A 24,113-nucleotide genomic window follows, 5' to 3' on the forward strand; every position below is an offset into this window, starting at 1 on the left:
CGAGTAGATTTCGCAGAAATCGTATGGAGAACTTTTTAATTACTAATAAGGACGAAACTTCTCGATACAAAATTTTTTAAATTTTTACTCGAAGGGACGAAATAAATTGTAAAAAATATTATGAATTGCGAGCTAAAATTAATTTCGCAAAAAGCATAATCCAAAACAAAAATCTAAAATGAAAAAATATTCATTCCTACTAATTTTAATTGTTAACCTTTTTTCTGCACAAGAAAATTGGACTTTGCAGCAATGTCTGGATTACGCCCAAAAAACGAATCCAGACGTGCGACAAGGGCTTTTGGAAGTCAACAAAAACATCCGTGAGAAAAACATGGCGACTGGGAAATTATTGCCTTCGGTTAACGCAAATGTTGGTCATAGCTACAGTTTTGGTTCGACCATTAATCCCAGCAACAACGCAAGGGAAGCGCTGAATGTTCAATACGATCAATTTTCGGCGCAAGCAAATGTTGATTTATTCAATTGGAAAAATTACTTGAATATCGGTTTGTCAAAACTTAATAAAGAAAGCTCCGAATACCGTTCGCAAAGCATTTTGAACGATGTGAAACTGAATATCATCAATCTGTTTTTTCAGTATCAAAAAAACAAATCTTGGTTGGAAGTTCTAGAACCGCAAGTTTCGGGGATGAAAGAACAAATCGCAAGAACGGAAAAAGAAGTGGAAATCGGAAATCGTGCAAAAAGCGATGTTTACGATATTAAAGCCAATTTTGGAACCATTCAAGAGCAATGGATTTCGGCTCAAAATGATGTCAATATTTCAAAAATAAATCTGCTTTCGGCGTTAAATATCAATCAGGATTCCATCAATTTTGTGATGAATGGAAGCGAAGCTGAAGCCTTTCCTTTTATTTCAAAAGAGAATTTAATTGAAGAATTGGTGAAGAAAAATCCTGTGTATGCCGAAACACAAAAGAATATTGAAATCGCTAATCAACGTTTAAAAATCGCCAAATCTGGTTATTTACCATCTATTTCAGGACAATATCAATGGTCAACATTTTATTCTAAAGTTTTGAATTCAGGAAATATTGCTCCCAATTTTTCCGATCAATTTTCGCAAAATAAAAATCAACAAGTCTATTTAGGTTTGAATATTCCGATTTTTCAACAATTTCACGTAAAAAACAATGTTGAAATTTCAAAATTGGATAAACTCAACACCGAATACGACAATCAGAAAAAGATAACCGAACTTTATAAAACATTGAATATCATTGCGGAACAATATTCAAATGCCACCGAAAAAAATCGACTTCTCAACGAAAATTTTGAAAATCAAAAACTCTCTTTCGAACGTTCTGAAGAAAAATATCGTGAAGGTTTAATCGATGCGTATAACTTTTTCGTAGTTCGAAATAATTGGTTACAAGCGAATTACAATCTTATTAACAGTAAATTTGATGTCATGCAACAAACCGAATTGTTGAAGGTTTTTGAATAGTATTACGAGGAAACAGCAATATTATTATCAATGTTCATGTTGGGAATATCTCTCGGGATTTTCCCAATTTCTAAATGCTGAATATATAGGGAAGGCGGGATGCCAACCACTTGCTTAAAAATTGTCGCGAATTTACTATGTGACGAATAGCCTGCTTCTTCGGCTAAGGAGCTGATTTTGTAGTGTCTATATTCTTTATTTTCATTGAGTTGCTTCAAAATATAGTCGATACGAAGTTTGTTAATATACGCGTTAAAATCGCTGTGTTTATAATTTTTTATAATCTTAGAAAGATACTTTGTGTTGGTTTCTAGATAAGCCGCAAGATATGGTAGAGATAAATTTCGGTTCGTAAAAAGTCCGCTTTTCTCGAATTTTTCAAGCTTTTGAATGATTTTGACACGAGTTTCTACCGTCATTAATTCTTGATCTTCGTTACGCTCTTCAGACAGTATTTCTGGGCTAATATTAGCACTCGTTTTTTCCTCTAATTTAACATTAGGAGGCGTTTCGTCATTGAATGTAGTAAAAATTAGTGGATTTTGATCCTTTTTTTTCTTCACTAGATAATAATAAGTTGCAATAATCCCAGTAAGAATTCCTACTAAAATTGCAAGTATAAGGCACGTGAAGAATAAAGTTGTATGCATAATTATATGTGTAAATAAAATGCGATTAAGCTTAGTTTTAATGAAATATATAGCCTTTTTTGAAAGAATAATAAATTTTATAATCTAAATCTGAATTAAATTCATAAATAACAATAAATATAAGAAAAATTGATATTTATAATTGATTATTTACTCTGCAAAGTTAAAAAATACATTTTGAATAAGCTTTCTTTTTAGAGGAAAATTTAACATTTGTTAATTTCAGGAAATTGTAAAGCTGTGAAGAAAACTTATGTTTGAGTTTTGAATTATGTTTAAAACATTGAAAATCAATATGATATTTATGTAGTCGTTTTGTAGTCTTTAGTTTTTTTAATTTTTTTTGTATTAGAATTCCGTTTTCCTTTAAAAGTGAAAAAGAGGCTTGCTTTATATGTTGTGTAATTTTGCCTCAACACAATTATATGATGAAGACTGATTTATTTTCAAAACAATAATAAGTTAAGAATTCAAATCATGAAAAAATTACTTGTAGTGACAAGTATCCTATCACTAACCTATATTGATGCACAAGTTGGTATTAATACAACCAGTCCAACAAGGACTTTACATGTACAAGGTAATCTTAGAGTAGCGAATTTGCAAAACGTATCTGAGGATGCGGCATTTGATCGAATTCTTGTGTCAGATACCAATGGTAATGTCGATTACGCATCGCGTAGTAGCTTTCTACCAAATACTGGTGTTGGGGCTGTAGACAAAGAAAGTTATAGTGAAATCTATAATAATACGAGCGCAAATGGTTTGCCAGATCGACGTCTGAAGTGTGGAAAATTCTTTTTCATTTTTGACACTGGTACAGATTCTAATGTTAAACTTGGTCTTAATGAGAAGCCGGCTGCGAGTGTTAATATCTATATGAATATGGAGCAGAATTGGAATAATGGTTTTCAGTTTTATCAAGGGACTAATGCTACTAATGGTGTTGATGCGCCTTTTACTTTTACAACTTCTAATTATGATGTTGCACAAGAGTTTAAAAGTGCAAGACTCGACTCTTACGAGCAGAATGTTATGACTTTCCAGTATCCTGGTGATGCAGATATTTATAGATTAACAATTTATAAAGTACAACATACAGGTACTAGTTATGATTTTGTATCAGCTTGCGAAAAATTTTAAAAAATGAAGAAAAGTTTTATCTTTTTTAATATGTGCTTTTTAGCACTTTTATACAAAGGACAAAGAGTAGGTATTAATAATACGGATCCTCAAAGGACTTTGGATGTTAATGGGAATCTAAGAGTTACCAATATCGTTGATAAATCTGCAGTTGCCGGAACAGATCATCTAATAGCAGTTAATCGTCAAAATGGGAATGTCGACTATATTGATATTAAATCTTTGCAACAATCTGGTAAAAACAATATGGAAGTCGGGCGTTCTATATATAATGCAACGACGGCAGATACAGCTAAAGAGTGTAGCTGCGGTGATATTATTGTACGTTTTAACGGTAACAAAGCTGAATTTAAATTAAAAACTACTGATGTTTTTACGAGTAATGGAGAAACAAATTTTAACTTATCTTATGGTATAAAGCGCTTTAGTGGATCTAGTTATTCGTATGTTAATAAAACTAATGTCGCATTCCAAAATGTTAACAATCAAGCCTTAGACTATTATAATAAATATAGAAATCTAGATGATATAGATTTTACTGACAGTATGATTGGGATTTATACTTTGGTCTTGCCAAAACAGGATAATCTCTATAGGATAACGATGGGACGTTTTAGCAATTCTTCGACTACAAGAACCTATAGTTTAATTTGTGAAAAATTTTATCTACAAGATGCTTTATAAAAAATTAAAAAGTTTTGTACTCTTACTAACAATTGGGGTACTAAATGCTCAAGTGGGGATCAATACAACGACACCTACTAGGACTTTGGATGTTAATGGTGATTTACGCTTAAGATCAACAGTAGATAAAGCAACAGACCCTGCATACAATCGTGTTCTTGTAAAAGATGTAGATGGTAAGGTCGACTATTGGACAAAACAAGAAGTGCTTAATAAAATTGAAGCTCTTTATGTGGTTAATAAAAAATTCACAGCTTCTAAAACGGGACCAGATCCTGCAACAATTGTCGCTTGTGGAAAATTTGAGTTTAGATACAATTCGCCTGTAATGCCACAGATAAGACTTGCCACTGCAGGAACAGGTTCAACAAGAATTTATTATAACAGAATACGGAAAAGAGACAGTTCAGCAAATGGATTTACCACAGAAACTGGACGCAGCTTTAATTCAAATCAATATGTAACGATTCCTAGAGCGAATACTTGGCAAAATATTGGGGCATCCAGTGATAGTACTGGAAATTTTACCAATAATACATTTGATGAATATTATATAACATATCCAGGAGATACTAATATGTACCGTGTTACGTTTTTGGCCAGAAATGCTGGCGGTGGAAATGTCAATTACTCCATGGTTTGCGAAAAATTTTAAGTTCAATTAAATAAAAAAACAACGTTTGTGTTTTTACCAAGGTCCCACGAAGCAATAGTTTCTGGGGCCCTTTTTTATTACAAAGAGACAGATATTTGCTTTTGCCATAATATAGTCGTAACTTCGTAAAGTTCTCACGAATAAGATATGACGAGTTATAGATTTCAATATGAAGTTATCCATTGCCAAAGACTTATTGCTTCTTTGTCCTATCTTCGTGATGACGTCTTTCTACAAAGTTCTAAAGAGTTTATCGATTAAGCCCTGTCGTTAATCGGGACAGGGGTATTTGATGACCGTTTTTAATCAACTATTCATTTCAATGTATTGTACGTATGCAGGTTCTCATAAGAATTTTGCATACCCGATTTTGTTATGTATACATTGAGAATTTCAATTTAAAACTTTAAAAAAAATGTTAGAACCTATCGTAGTTACAACCGGAATATATGACGCAATCAAAGATCATTTAAGAAGAAAAAGAACAACAATACAAGAAGAAGTTTTGTTGTTAGATCAACTTAAAAATGCAAAGCAAGTTCTTAGAAGAGAGCTTCCAGAAGATATTGTAACGGTTAACAGAATCGTGAAAATTAAAGAACATAACGATAATACGGAAGCAGAATATATTTTTGTACCATCAACTAAGGCTAAACCAAAGAAAAATAAATATTCAATTTTATCAGAAATGGCACTAGCAACTGTTGGTTACAAAGTGGGGGATGTTATCGAATATCCTTTCCCAACGGGTGACAGAAAAATCGAAATTCTTAGCGTAGAAAATTTCGAAGCTTAATTTATAATTAAATGCAAAATATAAAAATCCTAGGTCTTGACTTAGGATTTTTTGTTTTATTAAATCTTATTAAGATTCAGTTATGTTTTAATTAATTTGAGAATTTAATAATTTTGTTTATGATTTATTATTAAATATTATTGTTTTTGAATTAAAATATTCTGATTCAAGAAAAATTAAGTTAATAAAAATATTGTTTTCGCATTTAATTTAAAATGTTATATTTGTAGAAAATGTATAAAAATGCAAGAGACTTTCATAGATACAGAGGAACTTTCTTTCCAAGATTTTAAGAGTGATATTTTAGCAAATTACAAGCTAGCGAGGATTTCTCGTGAGATGAGTTATTTGGGTAGAAGAGAAGTATTAACCGGAAAAGCCAAATTTGGTATTTTCGGAGACGGGAAGGAGTTGCCACAATTAGCAATGGCTCAAGTTTTCCGTGATGGCGATTTCCGTTCAGGATATTACAGAGATCAGACTTTTGCTTTGGCGATTAATGCGCTAACTGTAGAAAGCTTTTTTGCACAACTTTATGCAGATACCAATGTTGATAGAGAACCAGCTTCAGGCGGTCGTCAGATGAATGGGCACTATGCAACAAGAACTATTAATGAAGACGGAAGTTGGAAAGATTTAACAAAGATTAAAAACATTTCTTCGGACATTTCGCCTACTGCAGGACAAATGCCAAGATTGTTAGGTTTGGCTCAAGCTTCTAATTTTTATAAAGAAATAAAATTCGATGGCGCTGAAAAATTCTCAGATTCTGGGAAGGAAGTAGCTTTCGGAACCATTGGTGATGCGTCAACGGCTGAAGGTCATTTCTGGGAAACACTTAACGCAGCTTGTGCATTGCAAGTTCCGATGATTGTTTCGATTTGGGATGATGGCTACGGGATTTCTGTACCAACTAAAAACCAAAGAGCTAAAGCGAATATCACGGAAATGCTTTCTGGTTTCCAAAGACAAGAAGGCGAAAATCAAGGTTGCGAAATTATCCAAGTTAAAGCTTGGGATTATCCAGCTTTGATGGATGCTTATGCGAAAGCTGAACATTTTGCAAGAGAAGAAAGTGTGCCAGTTGTTGTTCACGTTATCGAAGTAACGCAACCGCAAGGTCACTCAACTTCAGGTTCGCATGAGCGTTACAAAAATGAAGAGCGTCTTGCATTCGAAACAGAATTTGATTGTTTAAATAAATTCCGTGAGTGGATCGAGACTTATTCGTTCCAATTCGAGGAAGGTGGTGATGTACAAATTATTGCGACCAAAGAAGAGCTTGACCAAATTGAAGCTGAGGCTAAGAAAATTGTAAAAGATGGTCAAAAACAAGCTTGGGAAAACTATCAAACAACGATTACAGAATTAAAAAACAAAGCTTTGCCTTTGGTTGAAGCGATGACTTCTCAAAATTCAGAAATTGTTGATTTTGTAAGTAAATTCAAAGCTTTAATTTCTGTTGGTAAAAAAGATATTTTCCATTTAATTCGTCAAACTTTACTTGCAACAAGAGGAACAAGCTCTGCAGAAAGACAAGCTTTAAAGCAAGCCTACGAAAGCCTTTTCGCTGTTGAAAAAGATAATTATTCTTCTCATCTTTATTCTCAAAGTGAGTGGAAAGCCACCAATATTGCAGAAGTAAAGCCAGTTTATTCTGACGCTTCCGAAACGGTTGATGGCAGAATGGTGGTTAGAAATAACTTTGATAAAATTTTTGAAAAATATCCTCAAGCCATGATTTTTGGTGAAGATACTGGTAACATTGGTGACGTTAACCAAGGTCTAGAAGGTCTTCAAGAAAAATATGGTGCATTGAGAATTGCTGACACTGGTATTCGTGAGGCGACAATTCTAGGTCAAGGTATCGGTCTTGCGATGCGTGGGCTTCGTCCAATCGCTGAGATCCAATATTTAGATTATATTTTGTATTGTTTACAAGGTATGAGCGACGATTTGGCGACAGTGCAATATCGTACAAAAGGTGGTCAAAAAGCGCCAGTTATCATCAGAACTCGTGGTCACAGATTAGAAGGTATTTGGCATTCTGGTTCGCCAATGGCAGGTATTATCAACTTGGTGAAAGGTATCAATGTTTTGGTGCCGAGAGATTTGACAAAAGCAGCTGGATTCTATAATACGATGTTACAAGCGGACGAGCCTGCTCTTATCGTGGAATGTCTTAACGGATATCGTTTGAAGGAAAAACAACCTGATAACTTAGGCGAATTCACGGTTCCTGTTGGTAAAATTGAAGTGACAAAAGAGGGTAGTGATGTGACTTTGGTTACTTACGGATCGACTTGGAGAATTGTGATGGAAGCGGCTAAAGAGCTTGAAAAGCTAGGTATCAACGCAGAAGTTATCGATATTCAATCTTTAATTCCGTTTGACTTGTCAAGTGAGATTGCAGAAAGCGTTAAGAAAACCAATCGTCTTGTTGTCATCGACGAAGACGTAGAAGGCGGAACTTCGGCATTTATTCTTCAACAAATTATTGAAAAACAAAATGCGTTTAGATATTTAGATTCTGCACCAATTTGTATTTCGGCGGAGGATCATCGTCCAGCTTATGCGACGGATGGAGATTATTTCTCTAAGCCATCTGCAGATGATATGGTAGAAAAAATCTACGCAATGTTCCATGAAGTTAATCCTACAAAATATCCAGCGATTTACTAATATTTGGAATTAAAAAATATATTGAAAGACCTAAGCGATTAGGTCTTTTTTATTTAAATTTAAACAAAAAATAAGTGGACGAGCTTTTTAAAAATCAGGTTTACGAAATCACAAGACTTATTCCGAAAGGTCGTGTAACGACTTATGGTTCGATTGCAAAAGCAGTTGGTTATCCCAATCATTCGCGTCATGTTGGTCGTGCGATGGGCGGTTGTCCAGCGGATGTCCCTGCGCATCGTGTCGTAGGAAGTTGTGGTATTTTATCAGTCCCCGAATTTAAAGTTAAACTTGAAAAGGAAGGTTTAGAATTTAATAATCAAAGGATCAAAGATTTTAAAAACCTATTTTGGGATCCGTTGATTGAGTTGTAATATTTCCTTTTTTTTATTTTTTTTCAAAATTAACTACTAAACATAAAGATGAAATTATTATTAAACGTACTTCTATTGACAAGCATTATATCTTGCAATGGAAAAGCAGAAAAACCAAAAGAAGAACTTAAATCCGAGACTGTGACATCAAAAAAAATGGTGACTTACAAAGGTTTTGATGTTGCTAATATCAATTTTGATGAAACTTTGAAACAGTTTTTTGATTCATCAGGTTTAAGTCTTTATCAGGATCAAAATCAAACGACAAATCTTAATATGGATTATGAAGAATTTGTTGTTCCAGATGCGCAAGAAGTAGCGTATTTTGGTGTTGATTTAAGTAAGAAGTTTAAAGAATTTTCGATATTCTATCCGAAAAAAGATCAGAAAATATTTTGTTACGAATTGTCAATTACTGACCAAGAAACTTCAAAATCTGTCATTAAAAAATTTGAAGAACAATATGGGAAACCCGTTTTCTCAAAGCAAGAATCTAGCAAGACTGGAACAATTTTCTTAGATGAAAACGGTGAAGCGAAGAAAGATGCTTTTCAAAATCTTTATCAATGGAATGACGCAAAATCACATGCAGTATATTTTTTAATTCATTCTGGATCTGGTCTTAACATTATTGCGCTGGACAAGAATTCTCCAATGTATAAGCAATGGATTGACTTACGAAGTCTTGATATGGTTTTTGATAATAAATAAAATAATTTACAAGTACAATTAAAAACAAAAAACCGCTACAAGATTTTGTAACGGTTTATATTTTAAAATTCAAATAAAATTATTCTCCTTTTATTTTTTCTTTAATTTTTGTTTCAAGTTCTTCTGCTAATTCAGGATTATCTTTGATGACATCTTTAACAGCGTCACGACCTTGACCAAGTTTTGTACCTTCGTAACTGAACCAAGATCCACTTTTTTGGATAACACCAAGCTCAACACCTTGATCTAGGATTTCACCAACTTTAGAAACACCTTCGCCGTACATGATGTCAAATTCGGCCATCTTGAAAGGTGGTGCCACTTTGTTTTTAACAATTTTCACTTTAACACGGCTACCAACAGCTTCGTCACCATTTTTGATTGGTGCACTCGCTTTTCTGATGTCAACTCTTACAGAAGCATAGAATTTAAGAGCATTACCACCAGTTGTTGTTTCTGGGTTTCCAAACATGACACCGATTTTTTCTCTCAACTGGTTGATGAAAATTACAGTACATTTAGTTTTATTAATTGTCGCTGTTAACTTTCTCAAAGCTTGAGACATCAATCTAGCGTGTAATCCCATTTTAGAATCACCCATTTCGCCTTCGATTTCGGCTTTTGGTGTTAAGGCAGCAACCGAGTCGATAACTACAATATCAATCGCTCCCGAGCGGATTAGGTTATCAGCAATTTCTAAAGCTTGTTCTCCGTTATCCGGTTGAGAAATGATTAAATTGTCAAGGTCAATACCTAGCTTTCCAGCATAAGTTCTGTCAAACGCATGTTCTGCATCAATAAATGCAGCAATACCGCCTTGTTTTTGAGCTTCAGCAATGGCATGAAGTGTCAAGGTTGTTTTACCCGAAGATTCTGGTCCATAGATTTCAATAATTCTACCACGAGGATAACCACCAACACCCAAAGCAAGGTCAAGACCTAAAGATCCTGACGGGATAACTTCAATTGTATGGTCAACAGAATCCTCTCCAAGAGTCATTACAGTACCTTTTCCGTAAGTTTTATCTAGTTTGTCAAGCACTAATTGGAGTGCTTTCTTTTTATCGTCAATATTGCTCATCGTAAATTTTAATAATTTCAAAATTACGGAAAATCTTTAGTATATGAATCTATATTTTGATACAAATTGTATCAAAAATAAAATACTTTAAAAATACCTAGAATTAGGTATATTTTTTATTAAAGATGATAATATATTTGAAAAATAAAACTAATAATCATGAAAACACTTTTACTAACTATTGCATTGGTATGTACAATTAATGCGAATGCACAATCTGAACCTCCTGGTATTATTTGGAATAAGGATATTGCTGCAAGTGTAAGCTCTTCTTTTAATCCTGATAGTATTGTCAAGTTAAGCGATGGGAGTATACTAATTATAGGTAACATATTTGGCGATAGTAGTATTATCCCAGAAATAACGAAAGTATCTTCCACGGGAGAAAAAATTTGGCAAAAGACGTATCCTGACTTGTCTAACTATTACATATTTTCTGGAATTGTTGATAATAACGGAAATATTTTTGCGGTTTTAGAAGGTGCAAGCTCATCCGAAGCGTCGTACGTTAAACTAAATTCGTCAGGGGATTTTATCTGGAAAAAAAATGTCATAATAGAAAATTACGACACCTATATTTCTAGATTAGAAGCGCTTTCGGATAATAGTATTTTAATGAGCTTAGATTTTGAAAGCGAAGATGGTAGTGGTGACGAGTCAGGATTTTCATTTGCAAAATATGATACCAATGGTAATCAGCAATGGATAAAAACTAAAAAGTATCAGAATATTCCAAATAGTTATGGTGCAGCTATTTCTGCTAAGGATGGTGGTTTTTTCATCGTTGGATCAACGGCGCAAGTCGATGGTGACGAAGTGGGCTACATTGCAAAATTTGATGCACAACGTAATCAACTTTGGGAAAAAGAAATTGACATTAATACCGTGAATGACACTTACTTTTATGATGCAATCGTAAATACTAATGGTGATTTGATGATAGCGGGAGTTTATGAACTAAATAATGGTAACGAAAATTATTTTGTTTCAAAAATAAGCAGTGGTGGGACTGAAGTCTGGCGAAAAATTTATAGTCTAGGATTAATGGATATCACCGCTCTAAAGTTGATAGAATTCTCTCCAAACGAATATACGTTAGCCTTTGAGTCGATTGGAGATGACAGTAGCACAAGAGTTGGTTATTTGAAAAAAATAGACAACGCAGGCAATACTGTTTGGGAGCATTCTTATAAAAATGAGATTTTTAATGGTCTTGTTGCTTTTATTGATGTAATTAAAACGACCGACAATAACTTATTGATGTTAACAAAAAAGTATGATAATTCTGACAACGTAGGTGCAAAATATGGACTTTACAAAATGGGAGGTTCTTTAGCTGTTGCAGATATTAAATCAAAATCTGTTAGTATTTATCCAAATCCGTCAAGTCATTTTATTAATATTAAACTTGAACCAAACGAAAGTATTAGTAAGTATCAGCTTTATAATTTGTCAGGCCAAATAATTGAAGAACAAAAAGATCCTTCTAGTACTATTTCTATTAAAAAATTAAACTCAGGAACTTACATTATTAAATTATATATTGGTGAAAATATCTATACCGAAAAAATCATTAAAAACTAAATTAAAATAACCATGAAAACTCATTTACTTCTTATCGGATTACTGGCTTCAAGTTTGTTATCAGCACAAAATTTTGGTGGTAGTTCCGAAAAAAAAAATACGATTAAAACTAATGTCACAGCTTACGCTTTCCGAAACATTAATCTCTCATACGAAAGATCATTTTCTAAAACCATTGCTTTGAATATTGGTTTTGCGACGATGCCAACTGGTGGTGTTCCGTTTATGGATACCTTCATAAAAGGGGATGATCGTAAAGAAATTGGCGATGTAAAATTAGGTACAACTGCAATTACTATAGAACCTCGTTTTTATTTTGGCGAAAAGTACAACAGTGGATTTTACCTTGCGCCATATTATCGTTACACTAATGTTAAAGTTGATCAATTACGTTACAACTACGTCATGCACGACGACATTACCAATACAGATGTAGATAATCCTATTGACCTCAACGGTAAATTTTCTGCTAATAGTTTTGGACTAATGCTTGGTGTACAATGGTTGTTAGGGAGCCAAGATAATTGGGTGTTAGACTTTTGGATTGTTGGAGGACATTATGGCTCAGCTTCAGGAGATCTAGTTGGCAAAACCCAATATACCTTAACGCCTGACCAACAAAAAGAATTGCAAGATGAACTTAATGATCTAGAAATCCCGCTTGTAAAGCACAAAACAGAAATTAATGCCAACGGCGGAACCGTTAAGTTGGATGGACCTTGGGCTGGTTTACGATCTGGGCTTTCTTTCGGTTATCGTTTTTAAATCATAATACCTTTATAGGTTAGTTTTTCATAGTTTTTTTACTGGAATGTTTCAGTATTTTTTATTCTTTCATGAACTCCTTTGGCCAAGTCGAAGGAGTTTTATTTTTAAATTAAAATTTTTAAAAAAAATGGTTGAACAATTAGTATTAGTAGCAAATAATTAAAATTTAAAACAAGAAAAACTCTCCAAAGTAGGAGAGTTTCTATTGTTGATATTAATTCTTGACTTACAAAGAAGCTGAATGAACTAATAAATCTGTTAACTTGTTAGAGTAACCCATTTCGTTATCATACCAAGATACTAACTTTACAAAGTTAGGAGATAACATAATACCAGCATCTTTATCAAAGATTGAAGTTCTCTTATCTCCAACGAAATCTTGAGAAACTACTAGATCTTCAGTGTAACCTAAAATACCTTTTAGTTCACCTTCAGAAGCAGCTTTGATAGCAGCAGAAATCTCATCATAAGAAGTAGCTTTTTCTAATCTTACTGTTAAATCTACTACAGAAACGTCAGCCGTTGGTACACGGAAAGACATACCAGTCAATTTACCATTAAGAGAAGGAATAACTTTTCCTACAGCTTTTGCAGCACCAGTAGAAGAAGGGATAATGTTGTTAAGTGCAGATCTACCACCTCTCCAGTCTTTAGCTGATGGTCCATCAACTGTTTTTTGAGTTGCAGTTGTAGCGTGTACAGTTGTCATAAGACCTTCAACGATTCCGAAGTTATCGTGGATTACTTTTGCTAATGGCGCAAGACAGTTAGTTGTACAAGAAGCGTTAGAGAAGATTTTGATATCGTCAGTAAGTTCTTTGTGGTTAACACCCATTACAAACATTGGCGTATCATCTTTAGAAGGAGCAGAAAGAACAACTTTCTTAGCACCAGCGTTGATGTGTGCGTTAGCAGTATCTGCAGATAAGAATAGACCTGTAGATTCTACGATGTACTCAGCGCCAATTTCGTTCCATTTTAGGTTGTTAGGATCTCTTTCAGCAGTAATACGGATAGTTTTACCGTTTACAACAAGGTTGTTACCTTGTACAGATACTTCACCGTTGAAAGCACCGTGAACTGAATCGTACTTTAGCATATAAGCCATGTATTCTGCATCGATAAGGTCGTTAATACCTACTACTTCGATGTTGCTTCTTTCAGCCATTGCTCTGAAAACTAAACGTCCGATTCTACCGAATCCGTTAATTCCTACTTTAATTGTTGACATATTTTACTTTTTAAATTTGATAATATATTGTTTCTAAAATTACAAAATTTTTAATGAACTACATTGCTAATATCTCCGAAATCTTTAGCAAGTCTTTGTCTATTTCGTTATGCTTTTTAATCGCTTCTTCAATAGGCGTGTATATCAATCGATTAGACTTAACCCCAACCATCACTTTGCTTTTACCTTCCACAAGTCCCATTACGGCACCATAACCCATTTTACTAGCCAATACACGATCTGCACAACTTGGAGAACCACCGCGTTGGATGTGTCCCAAAACCGCTACACGAATATCAAAATTCGGGAACTCGTCTTTAGTTGCTTTTGCTAAATCATAAATATTACCCAGTTTTTCACCTTCTGCAACAACGACAATACTAGAAGATTTTCCAACTTTTTCAGCTTTTCTAAATGTGCCGAAAAGCTCTTCCATACTATCTTTTTGTTCAGGGATCAAAATATCTAGTGCACCCGTTGCGATACCACTATTAAGCGCTATAAAACCAGCATCACGTCCCATAACTTCTACAAAAAATACTCTGTTATGAGAAGTTGCCGTATCTCTAATTTTGTCAATAGCTTCCATCGCAGTGTTAAGTGCGGTATCGTAACCTATAGTGTTGTCTGTACCAAAAATATCATTATCAATCGTCCCCGGAACACCAATTACAGGAAGTCCATATTCTTCATTAAAAACTTTAGCTCCTGTAAAACTTCCGTCTCCACCGATACAAACCAATGCATCAATATTGTGTTTTTTACAATTTTCAAAAGCTTTATCACGACCTTCAGGTGTTTTAAATTCTGATGAACGGGCCGACTTTAGAATGGTACCACCTTCATTAATAATGTTCTTAACAGATCGCGGTCCCATTTTGGTAAAATCACCATGGATAAGACCGTTGTAACCTTCGCGGACACCATAACACTCTAGACCAAGGCTATTAGCAGTTCTTACAACCGCACGGATAGCAGCATTCATCCCAGGTGCATCACCTCCCGAAGTTAAAACAGCGACTGTTTTTATGTTTTGATTTGACATTGTCTCAAAATTAGTACGCAAATTTACAAAAAAATAGGTATTTCTTTGAATAATAAACAATTATTAAAATTTGATTTTAATCACGTTTAAAAAAATAAAGAAATGATAATTTTTAGGTTTTCAAATTTTTTCTATGTGCCTAATCTTTATTATATTTACAAGCATTAATTTTAACAATTATTAAATAGAAAAATAAATGAAAGTAACTGTTGTTGGCGCAGGTGCCGTAGGTGCAAGTTGTGCAGAGTACATCGCGATGAAAAACTTCGCATCAGAAGTAGTATTAGTTGACATTAAAGAAGGTTTTGCGGAAGGTAAAGCTATGGACTTAATGCAATGTGCATCTCTTAACGCTTTTGATACAAAAATTACTGGTACAACTGGTGATTATAGCAAAACTGCTGGGTCAAAAGTAGCGGTTATCACGTCTGGTATCCCAAGAAAACCAGGGATGACAAGAGAAGAACTTATTGGTATTAACGCTGGTATCGTTAAAGAAGTTACTGCTAATTTGGTAAAACATTCTCCTGACGTTATCATTATTGTGGTATCTAACCCAATGGATACAATGGCTTATTTGGTACATAAAACGTCTGGTCTTCCTAAAGAAAGAATCATCGGTATGGGAGGTGCGTTAGATTCTGCACGTTTCAAATACAGATTGGCAGAGGCTTTAGAATGTCCAATTTCTGACGTTGACGGTATGGTTATCGCAGCACATTCAGACACAGGAATGCTTCCATTGGTTAGCAAGGCGACAAGAAATGGTGTGCCTGTAACTGAATTCCTTAACGATGAGCAAGTTGCTTACGTTACAGAAGAAACTAAAGTTGGTGGTGCGACATTAACTAAATTATTAGGAACTTCTGCTTGGTATGCGCCAGGTGCGGCTGTATCTGTATTGGTACAATCTATCCTTTGCGACCAAAAGAAAATGATCCCTTGTTCGTTAATGTTGGACGGTGAGTACGGACAGTCAGATATTTGTCTTGGTGTTCCTGCGATTATCGGTGCTAATGGTGTTGAAAAAATCGTTGATATTACATTAACGGATGCTGAAAAAGCAAAATTCGCTGAAGCTGCACAAGCTGTAAGAGAAGTTAATGGTGATTTGAAATTCTAAGAATTTCTGTCTTCAAAATATTAAGGCGTATCATTTTTGATACGCCTTTTTTTTGATTCATTCCTTTTTTATAAGTTTAAAATACTTTAAAAATGATTTGTCAACATTTCAGAACGCTAAGGTCATCTATTTAAATTGCCTTTATTAGTGAAAATCTTGTTTTAATAGAGAATAATATTCTATATCAACAAAGTCGTCGTCAACTTTTTCGGCTTGACGCAATCGACCTTCAAGCTGGAAATTCAACTTATCCATTATCTTTTTAGAGTTGCTATTTTCTGGTTCAATAATGCATTCGATACGATTGAGGCTTAGGTTTTCAAAAGCATATTTACAAATTTCGCCAAATGCCTCAGCAATATATCCTTTGCCCCAATTTTCAGGCAATAACCAATAGCCAGCCTCTGTTTTCTGATGATTTTTTTGGTGATTACTAAAGCCACAAGCACCCAATTTTTTTTCTGAATTTTTATCGCAGATAACCCACCAATAGCCAAGCTTCTTGTTTTTTAAATGTTTGTACCATTCCATTTGTTCTTTAGTGGCTTCCAAATCGGGATAACTAACAGTTAAAAATTTTGTAACCTTGGGGTTAGAAAAAGCCTTGTAAACAAAATCAATATCAGAATCTTCTACAGGTCTTATAATGAGTCTTTCAGTTTGAAGGATAGGATTGTTTTCGGTCATGTCATAGTTTTTTTACAAAATTAACTTTATTTTTGTTATATTTTTTAAAAAATTATGTTAAATTGGTTTTATTTTTAATAAATATTCATTTTTAGCTTTTGTATTTTGAATACCTTATATAAATGAGCAATTATTTATGCATCCTAAGTAAATTATATACTCCTAAAATATTTATATTTTATTTTAAAAAAGTATAGCAAATCGCTAATTTTCATTATTTTCTAATTAAATTTGATTTGCAAAACACAAATGTAAACTAACAAAATAATAGTTTAATTTGATTTATGATTTTAATTGTAGACGACAATCAATCCAATATATTTTCGCTGAAAAGGCTTTTGGAATCTCAGGATTTCCCTGTGGATACCGCAAGTTCGGGTGAAGAAGCTCTTGCAAAAGGGCTTCGCAACGATTATCAATTGATAATTTTGGACGTTCAAATGCCCGATATGGATGGTTTTGAGGTGGCCGAAACTTTTGCTGGTTATAGCAAAACCAAAGAAATTCCGATTATTTTTCTTTCTGCGGTGAACACCGACAAACGCTTTATTACAAAGGGTTACGCTTCTGGTGGAATCGATTATGTGACCAAACCTATTGATCCAGATATCTTGATGTTGAAGGTGAAAACCTACTATAATATTCAAGGACAAAATGCGGAGTTGAAGAAAACGAAACAAAGCCTTGAACTTGAAGTAAAAGGCCGTCGTGAAACACAAGTTGTAATGAAATCGCAGCTCGATCATTTCCAGCAAATGTTGGAAGCGCTACCTCAGATTGCTTTTACGTTGAGCAATACGGGCGAAATTGAGTTTGTTAACCGGAGATGGTTCCAATATTCGAAGTCGGATAAAACCTTTCCAGAAGTTCATCCCGACGATAAAGCATTGGTGGATGAATTTGGTCGTCAACGAGAAAATCTAGAAGCCATCGCACTTGAGGCTCGAATTAAAAATATCGAAACGGGCGAATACCGGTATCATTTGTTGAGAATGTCTCCGATTTTAGAAAATTCGGAAGCGAAAAATTGGGTCGGAACTTTTACGGATATCAATGATCAGAAAAGGGTTGAGAAAGAAAAAGACGAATTCTTGAGTATCGCAAGTCACGAACTGAAAACGCCGTTAACAAGCATTAAAGCATACGTTCAACTTTTAGATCGTAAGTTAAAATTAGACAAAGAAAGTCCTGAAGCCAATTACGTGGCAAAAGTTCAGGATCAAATTGATAAACTGAATAATTTGATCACCGATTTGCTCGATGTTTCCAAAATTGAAAATGGAAAATTGAAGATGAATTTACAACCAACCAATTTGGAAAATGTAATTCATAACGCGATTGAAACGATTATTCAAACCCATGACGAAAACAGCGTAAGCATTGAAAGACACGGCCAAAAGCCAGATTTCTTAATGCCGTTTGACGCAATTCGTGTGGAGCAAGTTTTAATCAATTTCTTAACCAACGCCATAAAATATTCACCAAAAAATAATAGAGTTATCGTAACCACTTCTGTGGACGAAAACGATGTTAAGATCAGTGTAACCGACTTCGGAATCGGGATTCCCGAGTACAAGCAAGATGCGGTTTTTAATAAATTTTATCGTGTTGAAGAATCTTCCCTGCAATTTCAAGGTATGGGAATTGGGCTTTATATTTGTGCAGAAATCATCAAGCAACATGGCGGGAGCATCGGTCTTTCCAGCATAATTGATGAAGGATCAACTTTTTATTTCACCTTACCAATAAAGTAAATTTATGGCAGGAAAAACAATCAGAAATCTACAATTTGGCGTCGGAATGTCGCTTTTGTTGCTTATTGCGACCTCAATTGCGTCGTATTTAAGCATTCAAAAACAAATGGAAAACCGTGAAAGTTTATCCAATTCCAGACGATCTATAACCGCGATAAAAGATGTTTTGGTGGCGCTTTTAGACGCTGAAACAGGAAATCGAGGCTTTCAAATAACGGGCAAAGAAGAGTTTTTGGAGCCGTATAATCGTGGTTTGGAAGAATTTCCGAAGGCGATTGCACGTTTAAAAGATTTGGGTAACGACGATAAAATTCAAAAAGATCGAGTTGACAGTCTTCAAAGTTCGGTGCAGAGCCGGATTGGGGTTTTGCAAAGTATGATTGATAAAAAACGTCAAAATCAGGATGTTTCGCAATCCGATATGCTTCGTAGCAAGACTTACATGGACAAAAGTCGCAAATTGGTGGCCGATTTTGTGAAGCATGAAGAAGATGTTTTAGAACTTAAAAATGTCGATCTCAAAGAATCTGCGTTGATCACCAAGATTTTCCTTCTATTTTCGTCGCTTGGCGCGATTGGGATTACGGCTTTTCTTTATTTTAAACTTCGAAGTGACATTCTCCGTCGTGACAAATTAGAAAAAGCCTTGGTTTCTAAAGATGAACAAATGACGGCGCGTGTTTCGGCGATTCAAAAGATTGCAAACGGCGTTGCCAAAGGCGATTACAGTTTACGAATTGACGATTCTGAATCTGATAATTTGGGAGAATTAGTCGGTTCTTTGAATCACATGACCGATTCCTTGAAAACCTCTTTTGATACCATTAATAAAAGCGATTGGCGACAAAAAGGTTTGGCGGTTCTCAACGAATCTTTGGTTGGGAATAAATCCATCAAAGAGATTACTGCAAAGGCTTTGACGCATTTGGTGGAGTACGGAAATTGCATCAGTGGTGCACTTTATTTATTGAATGATGAAGTGCTAAAACTTGAAAGTTCTTATGGTTTAGAAAGCTCCATGAAAAACCACTTTAATCAAGGTGAAGGCATGGTTGGGCAAGTTTTTGTGCAGAAAAAACCTCGTGTTTACAATGATATTTTAGAAAAAGATGTGGTGGCAAGTTTTGCGAGCAGCAAATTGCATATTAACGGAATTTTGTTGGTTCCGATTATGGTTGGTCGACAAGCGATCGGAATTGTCGAATTAAATTCTGGTAACAATTTCCAAGAAGATGATGTGGATTTCTTTGCAGAAAGTTGTCGAATTCTCGGGATTGCGTTAAGCGCAGCAAGAGGTCGTGAAAAAGAGCAAAAATTATTGGAAGAAACTCAGGCGCAGTCGGAGGAATTGCAAGTTCAACATTCGGAATTAGAGAATTTGAACACCGAATTGGAAGCGCAAACACAAAAATTACAAGCTTCGGAAGAGGAATTACGTGTTCAGCAGGAAGAATTAATGCAAACCAATGCCGAATTGGAAGAGCGTTCGAAGTTATTAGAAGAGAAAAATCATTTGATTGCAGAACGTAACATCGAAATTCAGAAAAAGGCTGAAGAATTAGCTTTAAGTACGAAATATAAGTCGGAATTTTTGGCGAATATGTCGCACGAATTGCGCACACCGTTAAATTCAATTTTGTTGCTTTCTCGTTTAATGGCGGAAGATCCAGACGATAATTTAACCGAAGATCAAATTGAATCTGCAAAAGTGATTCAAAGCTCGGGAAGCAGTTTATTGACCTTAATTGACGAGATTTTAGATTTAGCAAAAATCGAGTCTGGTAAAATGAATTTGGAATATCAACACGTTCCAATCGACGATGTGGTGAAGGATTTGCGCAATTTGTTCAATCCAATGATGCAAGAAAAAGGTTTGGATTTCAATATTAATATCGATTCAGATTTAAGTCAAACCATCGAAACGGATAGACTTCGCGTCGATCAAGTATTGAGAAATTTAATGTCAAACGCCCTGAAATTCACGTCTAAAGGCAGCATTAGTTTAAATATTAAGAAAGATCCTATTCAAAAAGGATTCGTTATTTTCTCTGTAAAAGATACGGGAATCGGGATTCCAGAAGACAAACAACGCATTATTTTCGAGGCGTTTCAACAAGCGGATGGCTCTACCAGACGTAAGTTTGGCGGGACTGGACTTGGACTTTCCATCAGCCGTGAAATTGCAAAATTATTGGGCGGCGAACTTCAATTGACTTCGAAAGTGGATGAAGGTTCGGAGTTTAATTTGGTGATTCCGATGACTTCAAAACTGAAGGTGGAATATGTGAATAAGGAACAAGATTTAATTGAAACGATTCAAGAAGACGTTCAAGAAATCAAAGAAATTATTGCGTTTGACGACGAGTTGCCTGCACCAATCGAAATTTTGGGTATTCCAGAAGACGTTCCCGACGATCGAGATTCCATCACAAAAGACGATAAGGTGATTTTGATTGTTGAAGATGACGTTAATTTTGCAAAAGCTTTGGTGAAATACGCGCACACTCAAAATTACAAAGCAATAGCGATGGTTCGCGGCGATTATGCGCTTCCTGCCGCGTTGAAATACCGTCCGTCAGCGATTTTATTGGATGTTCAACTTCCTGTAAAAGACGGTTGGCAAGTCATGGACGAATTGAAAGGAAACCTTCAAACCAAGCATATTCCGGTGCACATGATGTCCTCACTTCACGTGAAAAAGGAAAGTTTGATGAAAGGCGCCATCGATTTCATCAACAAACCAATGGCGTTGGAACAAATGGCGGATGTTTTCAAAAAAATTGAAGAAGCTTTAAGTAAAACCCTTCAAAAAGTGCTTATTGTAGAGGAAAATGCAAAGCATGCTACAGCGCTTTCGTACTTCTTGAGCAACTTTAATATTTCGGCTTCTGTGGAAGATAAAGCGGAGGATTGTGTGTCGGCTTTCATCGATCAGAACGTAGATTGCGTGATTTTGAATGTTGAAAATTCGCGTGGTGAAGAATATTCAATTATTGAAACGATAAAAAGTCATGAAGGTTTAGAAAATCTACCGATTATTATCTTTATTGATCGTAGTTTGTCGAAATCTGAGGAGTTAAAAATCAAGCAATACGCCGATTCTATCGTTGTGAAAACGGCGCATTCGTATCAAAGAATTTTGGATGAAGTTGGTTTGTTTTTACATTTGGTGGAAGAAAAAAATAGCACCGAAGAAAACAGAAAAAACTCGACGCTTGGCTCATTGACAGAGGTTTTGAGTGGTAAAAAAATCTTAATTACCGATGATGATGTTCGCAACATTTTCTCACTCACCAAGGTTTTAGAAAAATATAAAGTGGAAGTTGTTTTGGCGATGGACGGCAAGCAAGCCTTAGAACAAATGGCTGCAAACCCTGATATCGACGTGGTTTTAATGGATATGATGATGCCTGAAATGGACGGCTACGAAACCATCCGCGAAATCCGAAAACAACCAAAATACATGCGACTTCCGGTGATTGCCATCACGGCAAAATCCATGATTGGCGAACGCGAAAAATGTATTGAAGCCGGCGCTTCCGACTACATTTCTAAGCCCGTGGATACCGACCAATTGTTATCGTTACTCCGCGTTTGGATGTACGAAAGTTAATTTGCTTTTAGAATTATGAATAAGAAAGTGCTCATCGTGGACGACGATCCACGCAACATATTTGCCCTAAAACTCACCTTAAAATCACGAGGTTTTCAATTGGAAAGTTCAACTTCTGCGCAAGAAGCCATCCAAATGTTGAAGTCTCAAAACGATTTTGATGTCGTATTGATGGACATGATGATGCCCGAAATGGACGGTTATGAAGCCACGAAAATCATCAGAAAATCGGAGGATATAAAGCAAATTCCGATTATTGCAGTGACGGCGCAAGCGATGCCTGAAGATAAGCAAAAATGTTTGGATGCGGGAGCGCAAGATTACGTCTCGAAGCCGATAAATGTTGATGTTTTGATGAACGCCATGGAAAAACTATTTTGATGCTAGAACCGAGTATTGTAAAAGATGAAGAGGTTGAATATCTGATTAAAGATGTCCACGAATTGTATGGTTACGACTTTTCGCAGTACAGTCGCGCCTCGTTCAAACGTCGTATTAATCGCATTTGTTTGATCGATCGCTTCACGAGTTACGCCGAATTGCGTTACACGGTGATGAACGATCCCGAATATTTGAAGCGTTTTGTGGAAGAAATCACTGTAAACGTCACCGAAATGTTTCGTGATCCAAGTTTTTTTAAGGCGTTGCGCGAAGATATTTTGCCGCAATTGGGAACTTATCCGCTGATTCGGATTTGGGTTGCGGGTTGTTCAACAGGCGAAGAAGCTTATTCCATCGCTATTTTGTTGAAAGAAGCAGGTTTGTATCATAAATGTTTGATTTACGGAACCGACATCAATCCGTCGGTTTTGGAGAAAGCCAGAGCAGGCGTTTTCCCCATCCAACAAATGAAATTATACACCGAAAATTACATTCTTTCGGGCGGAAAAAAAGAGTTTTCAGATTATTATACAGCGAATTATGACAGCGTAAGATTTGATTCAAGTTTAAAAGAAAAACTGATTTTATCAACGCATAATTTGGTTTCAGATTCATCTTTTAACAGCTTTCAGTTGATTATTTGTCGCAATGTTCTGATCTATTTTGATAAAACTTTGCAAGAGCGCGTTTTCAAATTATTTGATGAAAGTTTGGAGAATTTGGGCTATTTGGCGTTGGGTTCCAAAGAAACGTTAAGGTTTTCAAATTTGGATAAAAACTACAACCAAGTTGACGATCAAAAGATTTGGAAAAAAGTGGAGCATCATTAAAGTTTTAAATTTATATAAAAGTCTGTCATTTTGAATGAAACGAAATGAAATGAAAAATCTCTTATTGTGAGATTTCGCCTTCGTCGAAATGATAATACGAAAATAAAAAATGAACAACAAAAAGACGGAAATCGTAGTTATAGGTGGCTCTGCAGGAAGTTTGCAGGTCATTCTCGACATGATTAAATCTTTGGATTCTGATCTTGGATTTCCGATTATCATTGTTGTTCACCGAAAAGCGCAAGCAACCAACGTTTTGCCGTATCTGTTGCAACAGTTTTTAGAGATGGAAGTCCTCGAAATTGAAGACAAAACGGAAATCGAAATCAATAAAATGTACGTTGTGCCAGGCGATTATCACATGCTTTTTGAATCTAAAAATAGAGTATCTTTGGATGCCTCAGAAAAGGTGAATTATTCGCGTCCGTCGATTGATGTAACCTTTAAATCGGTTGCTGAACTATTTGGAAAAAATGCAGTCGCGATTTTACTTTCTGGCGCAAATGCCGATGGCGTAGAAGGTTTAGAATATATTAAGCGAAACGGTGGTAAAGTTTGGATTCAGAATCCTGAAACCGCAGAAGTGGATTATATGCCGAAACATGCGATGGCACAAGTGGATTACGATTGTGTTTTTGATCCGAAAGACTTGGCTGGGAAAATTAATAAGTTAAAGATTTAAGTCACTATGTTTTGTCATTCAGAATGAAGCGTAGCGGAATGAAGAATCTTTTTGTTTATAGAGATTCCTCCTACGTCGGAATGACAGATATTGTTAATGAATTAAGGGAAATTAATAAGTTGAATAATTAAAAAGAACGAACGTCATTTCGAGTGTTTTTCGAAGCGAAGC

21 protein-coding genes are annotated in these 24,113 nt (G+C 35.2%); 16 read left to right on the forward strand and 5 right to left on the reverse strand.

Features of this window, described 5'->3' with window-relative positions:
- The first annotated feature begins 178 nt into the window (after window positions 1–178).
- On the forward strand, window positions 179–1,471 hold the full coding sequence (locus B5X62_RS13100) for a TolC family protein (RefSeq protein WP_079667892.1): 1,293 nt from the start codon (window positions 179–181) through the stop codon (window positions 1,469–1,471).
- Between the two features lie 2 nt (window positions 1,472–1,473).
- On the opposite strand, the gene B5X62_RS13105 is transcribed toward B5X62_RS13100, so the two are convergent.
- On the reverse strand, window positions 1,474–2,121 hold the full coding sequence (locus B5X62_RS13105; protein WP_079667893.1) for a helix-turn-helix domain-containing protein: 648 nt from the start codon (window positions 2,119–2,121) through the stop codon (window positions 1,474–1,476).
- A gap of 477 nt (window positions 2,122–2,598) precedes the next feature.
- Here B5X62_RS13105 and B5X62_RS13110 point away from each other — a divergent pair, with 477 nt between their 5' ends.
- The 7 genes from B5X62_RS13110 (at window position 2,599) to B5X62_RS13140 (ending at window position 9,163) form a co-directional block, all read left to right on the forward strand.
- On the forward strand, window positions 2,599–3,264 hold the full coding sequence (locus tag B5X62_RS13110) for a hypothetical protein (protein WP_079667894.1): 666 nt from the start codon (window positions 2,599–2,601) through the stop codon (window positions 3,262–3,264).
- 3 nt (window positions 3,265–3,267) lie between these two features.
- Window positions 3,268–3,948, forward strand: a complete 681-nt coding sequence (locus tag B5X62_RS13115) for a hypothetical protein (protein WP_079667895.1) — start codon at window positions 3,268–3,270, stop codon at window positions 3,946–3,948.
- On the forward strand, window positions 3,938–4,603 hold the full coding sequence (locus tag B5X62_RS13120; protein ID WP_079667896.1) for a hypothetical protein: 666 nt from the start codon (window positions 3,938–3,940) through the stop codon (window positions 4,601–4,603). Before B5X62_RS13115 ends, B5X62_RS13120 begins: the two co-directional genes overlap by 11 nt.
- A 415-nt stretch (window positions 4,604–5,018) precedes the next feature.
- Window positions 5,019–5,399, forward strand: a complete 381-nt coding sequence (locus B5X62_RS13125; RefSeq protein WP_079667897.1) for a GreA/GreB family elongation factor — start codon at window positions 5,019–5,021, stop codon at window positions 5,397–5,399.
- 243 nt (window positions 5,400–5,642) lie between these two features.
- Entirely contained in the window at window positions 5,643–8,081 is a 2,439-nt protein-coding gene (locus B5X62_RS13130) for an alpha-ketoacid dehydrogenase subunit alpha/beta (protein ID WP_079667898.1), read from the forward strand.
- A gap of 74 nt (window positions 8,082–8,155) precedes the next feature.
- Window positions 8,156–8,452: an MGMT family protein gene (locus B5X62_RS13135; RefSeq protein WP_079667899.1), complete on the forward strand. Its 297-nt coding sequence runs from the start codon at window positions 8,156–8,158 to the stop codon at window positions 8,450–8,452.
- A 48-nt stretch (window positions 8,453–8,500) separates the two neighbouring features.
- Window positions 8,501–9,163, forward strand: a complete 663-nt coding sequence (locus tag B5X62_RS13140) for a hypothetical protein (RefSeq protein ID WP_079667900.1) — start codon at window positions 8,501–8,503, stop codon at window positions 9,161–9,163.
- Between the two features lie 79 nt (window positions 9,164–9,242).
- On the opposite strand, the gene recA is transcribed toward B5X62_RS13140, so the two are convergent.
- On the reverse strand, window positions 9,243–10,244 hold the full coding sequence (recA, locus tag B5X62_RS13145; protein WP_079667901.1) for a recombinase RecA: 1,002 nt from the start codon (window positions 10,242–10,244) through the stop codon (window positions 9,243–9,245).
- Window positions 10,245–10,403: 159 nt separating this feature from the next.
- Here recA and B5X62_RS13150 point away from each other — a divergent pair, with 159 nt between their 5' ends.
- Both B5X62_RS13150 and B5X62_RS13155 read left to right on the forward strand, forming a co-directional pair.
- A complete protein-coding gene (locus tag B5X62_RS13150; RefSeq protein ID WP_079667902.1) occupies window positions 10,404–11,828 on the forward strand; it encodes a T9SS type A sorting domain-containing protein in 1,425 nt (474 codons plus the stop codon).
- A gap of 12 nt (window positions 11,829–11,840) precedes the next feature.
- A complete protein-coding gene (locus B5X62_RS13155) occupies window positions 11,841–12,593 on the forward strand; it encodes a DUF3575 domain-containing protein (RefSeq protein WP_079667903.1) in 753 nt (250 codons plus the stop codon).
- 229 nt (window positions 12,594–12,822) lie between these two features.
- Here the strand turns inward: B5X62_RS13155 and gap are convergent, their stop codons facing one another.
- Both gap and pfkA read right to left on the reverse strand, forming a co-directional pair.
- Complete coding sequence (gene gap, locus B5X62_RS13160) at window positions 12,823–13,827, reverse strand: type I glyceraldehyde-3-phosphate dehydrogenase (protein ID WP_079667904.1); 1,005 nt, start codon at window positions 13,825–13,827, stop codon at window positions 12,823–12,825.
- A gap of 58 nt (window positions 13,828–13,885) precedes the next feature.
- A complete protein-coding gene (pfkA, locus tag B5X62_RS13165) occupies window positions 13,886–14,872 on the reverse strand; it encodes a 6-phosphofructokinase (protein WP_079667905.1) in 987 nt (328 codons plus the stop codon).
- 196 nt (window positions 14,873–15,068) lie between these two features.
- Between pfkA and B5X62_RS13170 the strand changes: the two genes are divergently transcribed.
- Window positions 15,069–15,995, forward strand: a complete 927-nt coding sequence (locus tag B5X62_RS13170; RefSeq protein WP_079667906.1) for a malate dehydrogenase — start codon at window positions 15,069–15,071, stop codon at window positions 15,993–15,995.
- 144 nt (window positions 15,996–16,139) lie between these two features.
- On the opposite strand, the gene B5X62_RS13175 is transcribed toward B5X62_RS13170, so the two are convergent.
- A complete protein-coding gene (locus tag B5X62_RS13175; protein WP_079667907.1) occupies window positions 16,140–16,682 on the reverse strand; it encodes a GNAT family N-acetyltransferase in 543 nt (180 codons plus the stop codon).
- A gap of 284 nt (window positions 16,683–16,966) precedes the next feature.
- Between B5X62_RS13175 and B5X62_RS13180 the strand changes: the two genes are divergently transcribed.
- From B5X62_RS13180 to B5X62_RS13200, 5 genes are all read left to right on the forward strand, one after another.
- Window positions 16,967–18,436, forward strand: coding sequence for a sensor histidine kinase (locus B5X62_RS13180; protein ID WP_079667908.1), 1,470 nt, complete (start codon window positions 16,967–16,969; stop codon window positions 18,434–18,436).
- Window positions 18,437–18,440: 4 nt separating this feature from the next.
- Window positions 18,441–22,049: a response regulator gene (locus tag B5X62_RS13185; RefSeq protein WP_079667909.1), complete on the forward strand. Its 3,609-nt coding sequence runs from the start codon at window positions 18,441–18,443 to the stop codon at window positions 22,047–22,049.
- A gap of 15 nt (window positions 22,050–22,064) precedes the next feature.
- Window positions 22,065–22,430 carry a response regulator gene (locus B5X62_RS13190; protein WP_079667910.1) on the forward strand — a complete coding sequence of 122 codons (366 nt, stop codon included), beginning with the start codon at window positions 22,065–22,067 and terminating at the stop codon, window positions 22,428–22,430.
- A complete protein-coding gene (locus tag B5X62_RS13195; protein ID WP_079667911.1) occupies window positions 22,430–23,260 on the forward strand; it encodes a CheR family methyltransferase in 831 nt (276 codons plus the stop codon). The genes B5X62_RS13190 and B5X62_RS13195 overlap by 1 nt, the downstream gene beginning before the upstream one ends.
- Before the next feature lie 109 nt (window positions 23,261–23,369).
- A complete protein-coding gene (locus B5X62_RS13200; RefSeq protein WP_079667912.1) occupies window positions 23,370–23,942 on the forward strand; it encodes a chemotaxis protein CheB in 573 nt (190 codons plus the stop codon).
- Window positions 23,943–24,113: the final 171 nt, after the last annotated feature.

The organism is Soonwooa buanensis (assembly GCF_900167905.1).
GTDB classification, from domain to species: Bacteria; Bacteroidota; Bacteroidia; order Flavobacteriales; family Weeksellaceae; genus Soonwooa; species Soonwooa buanensis.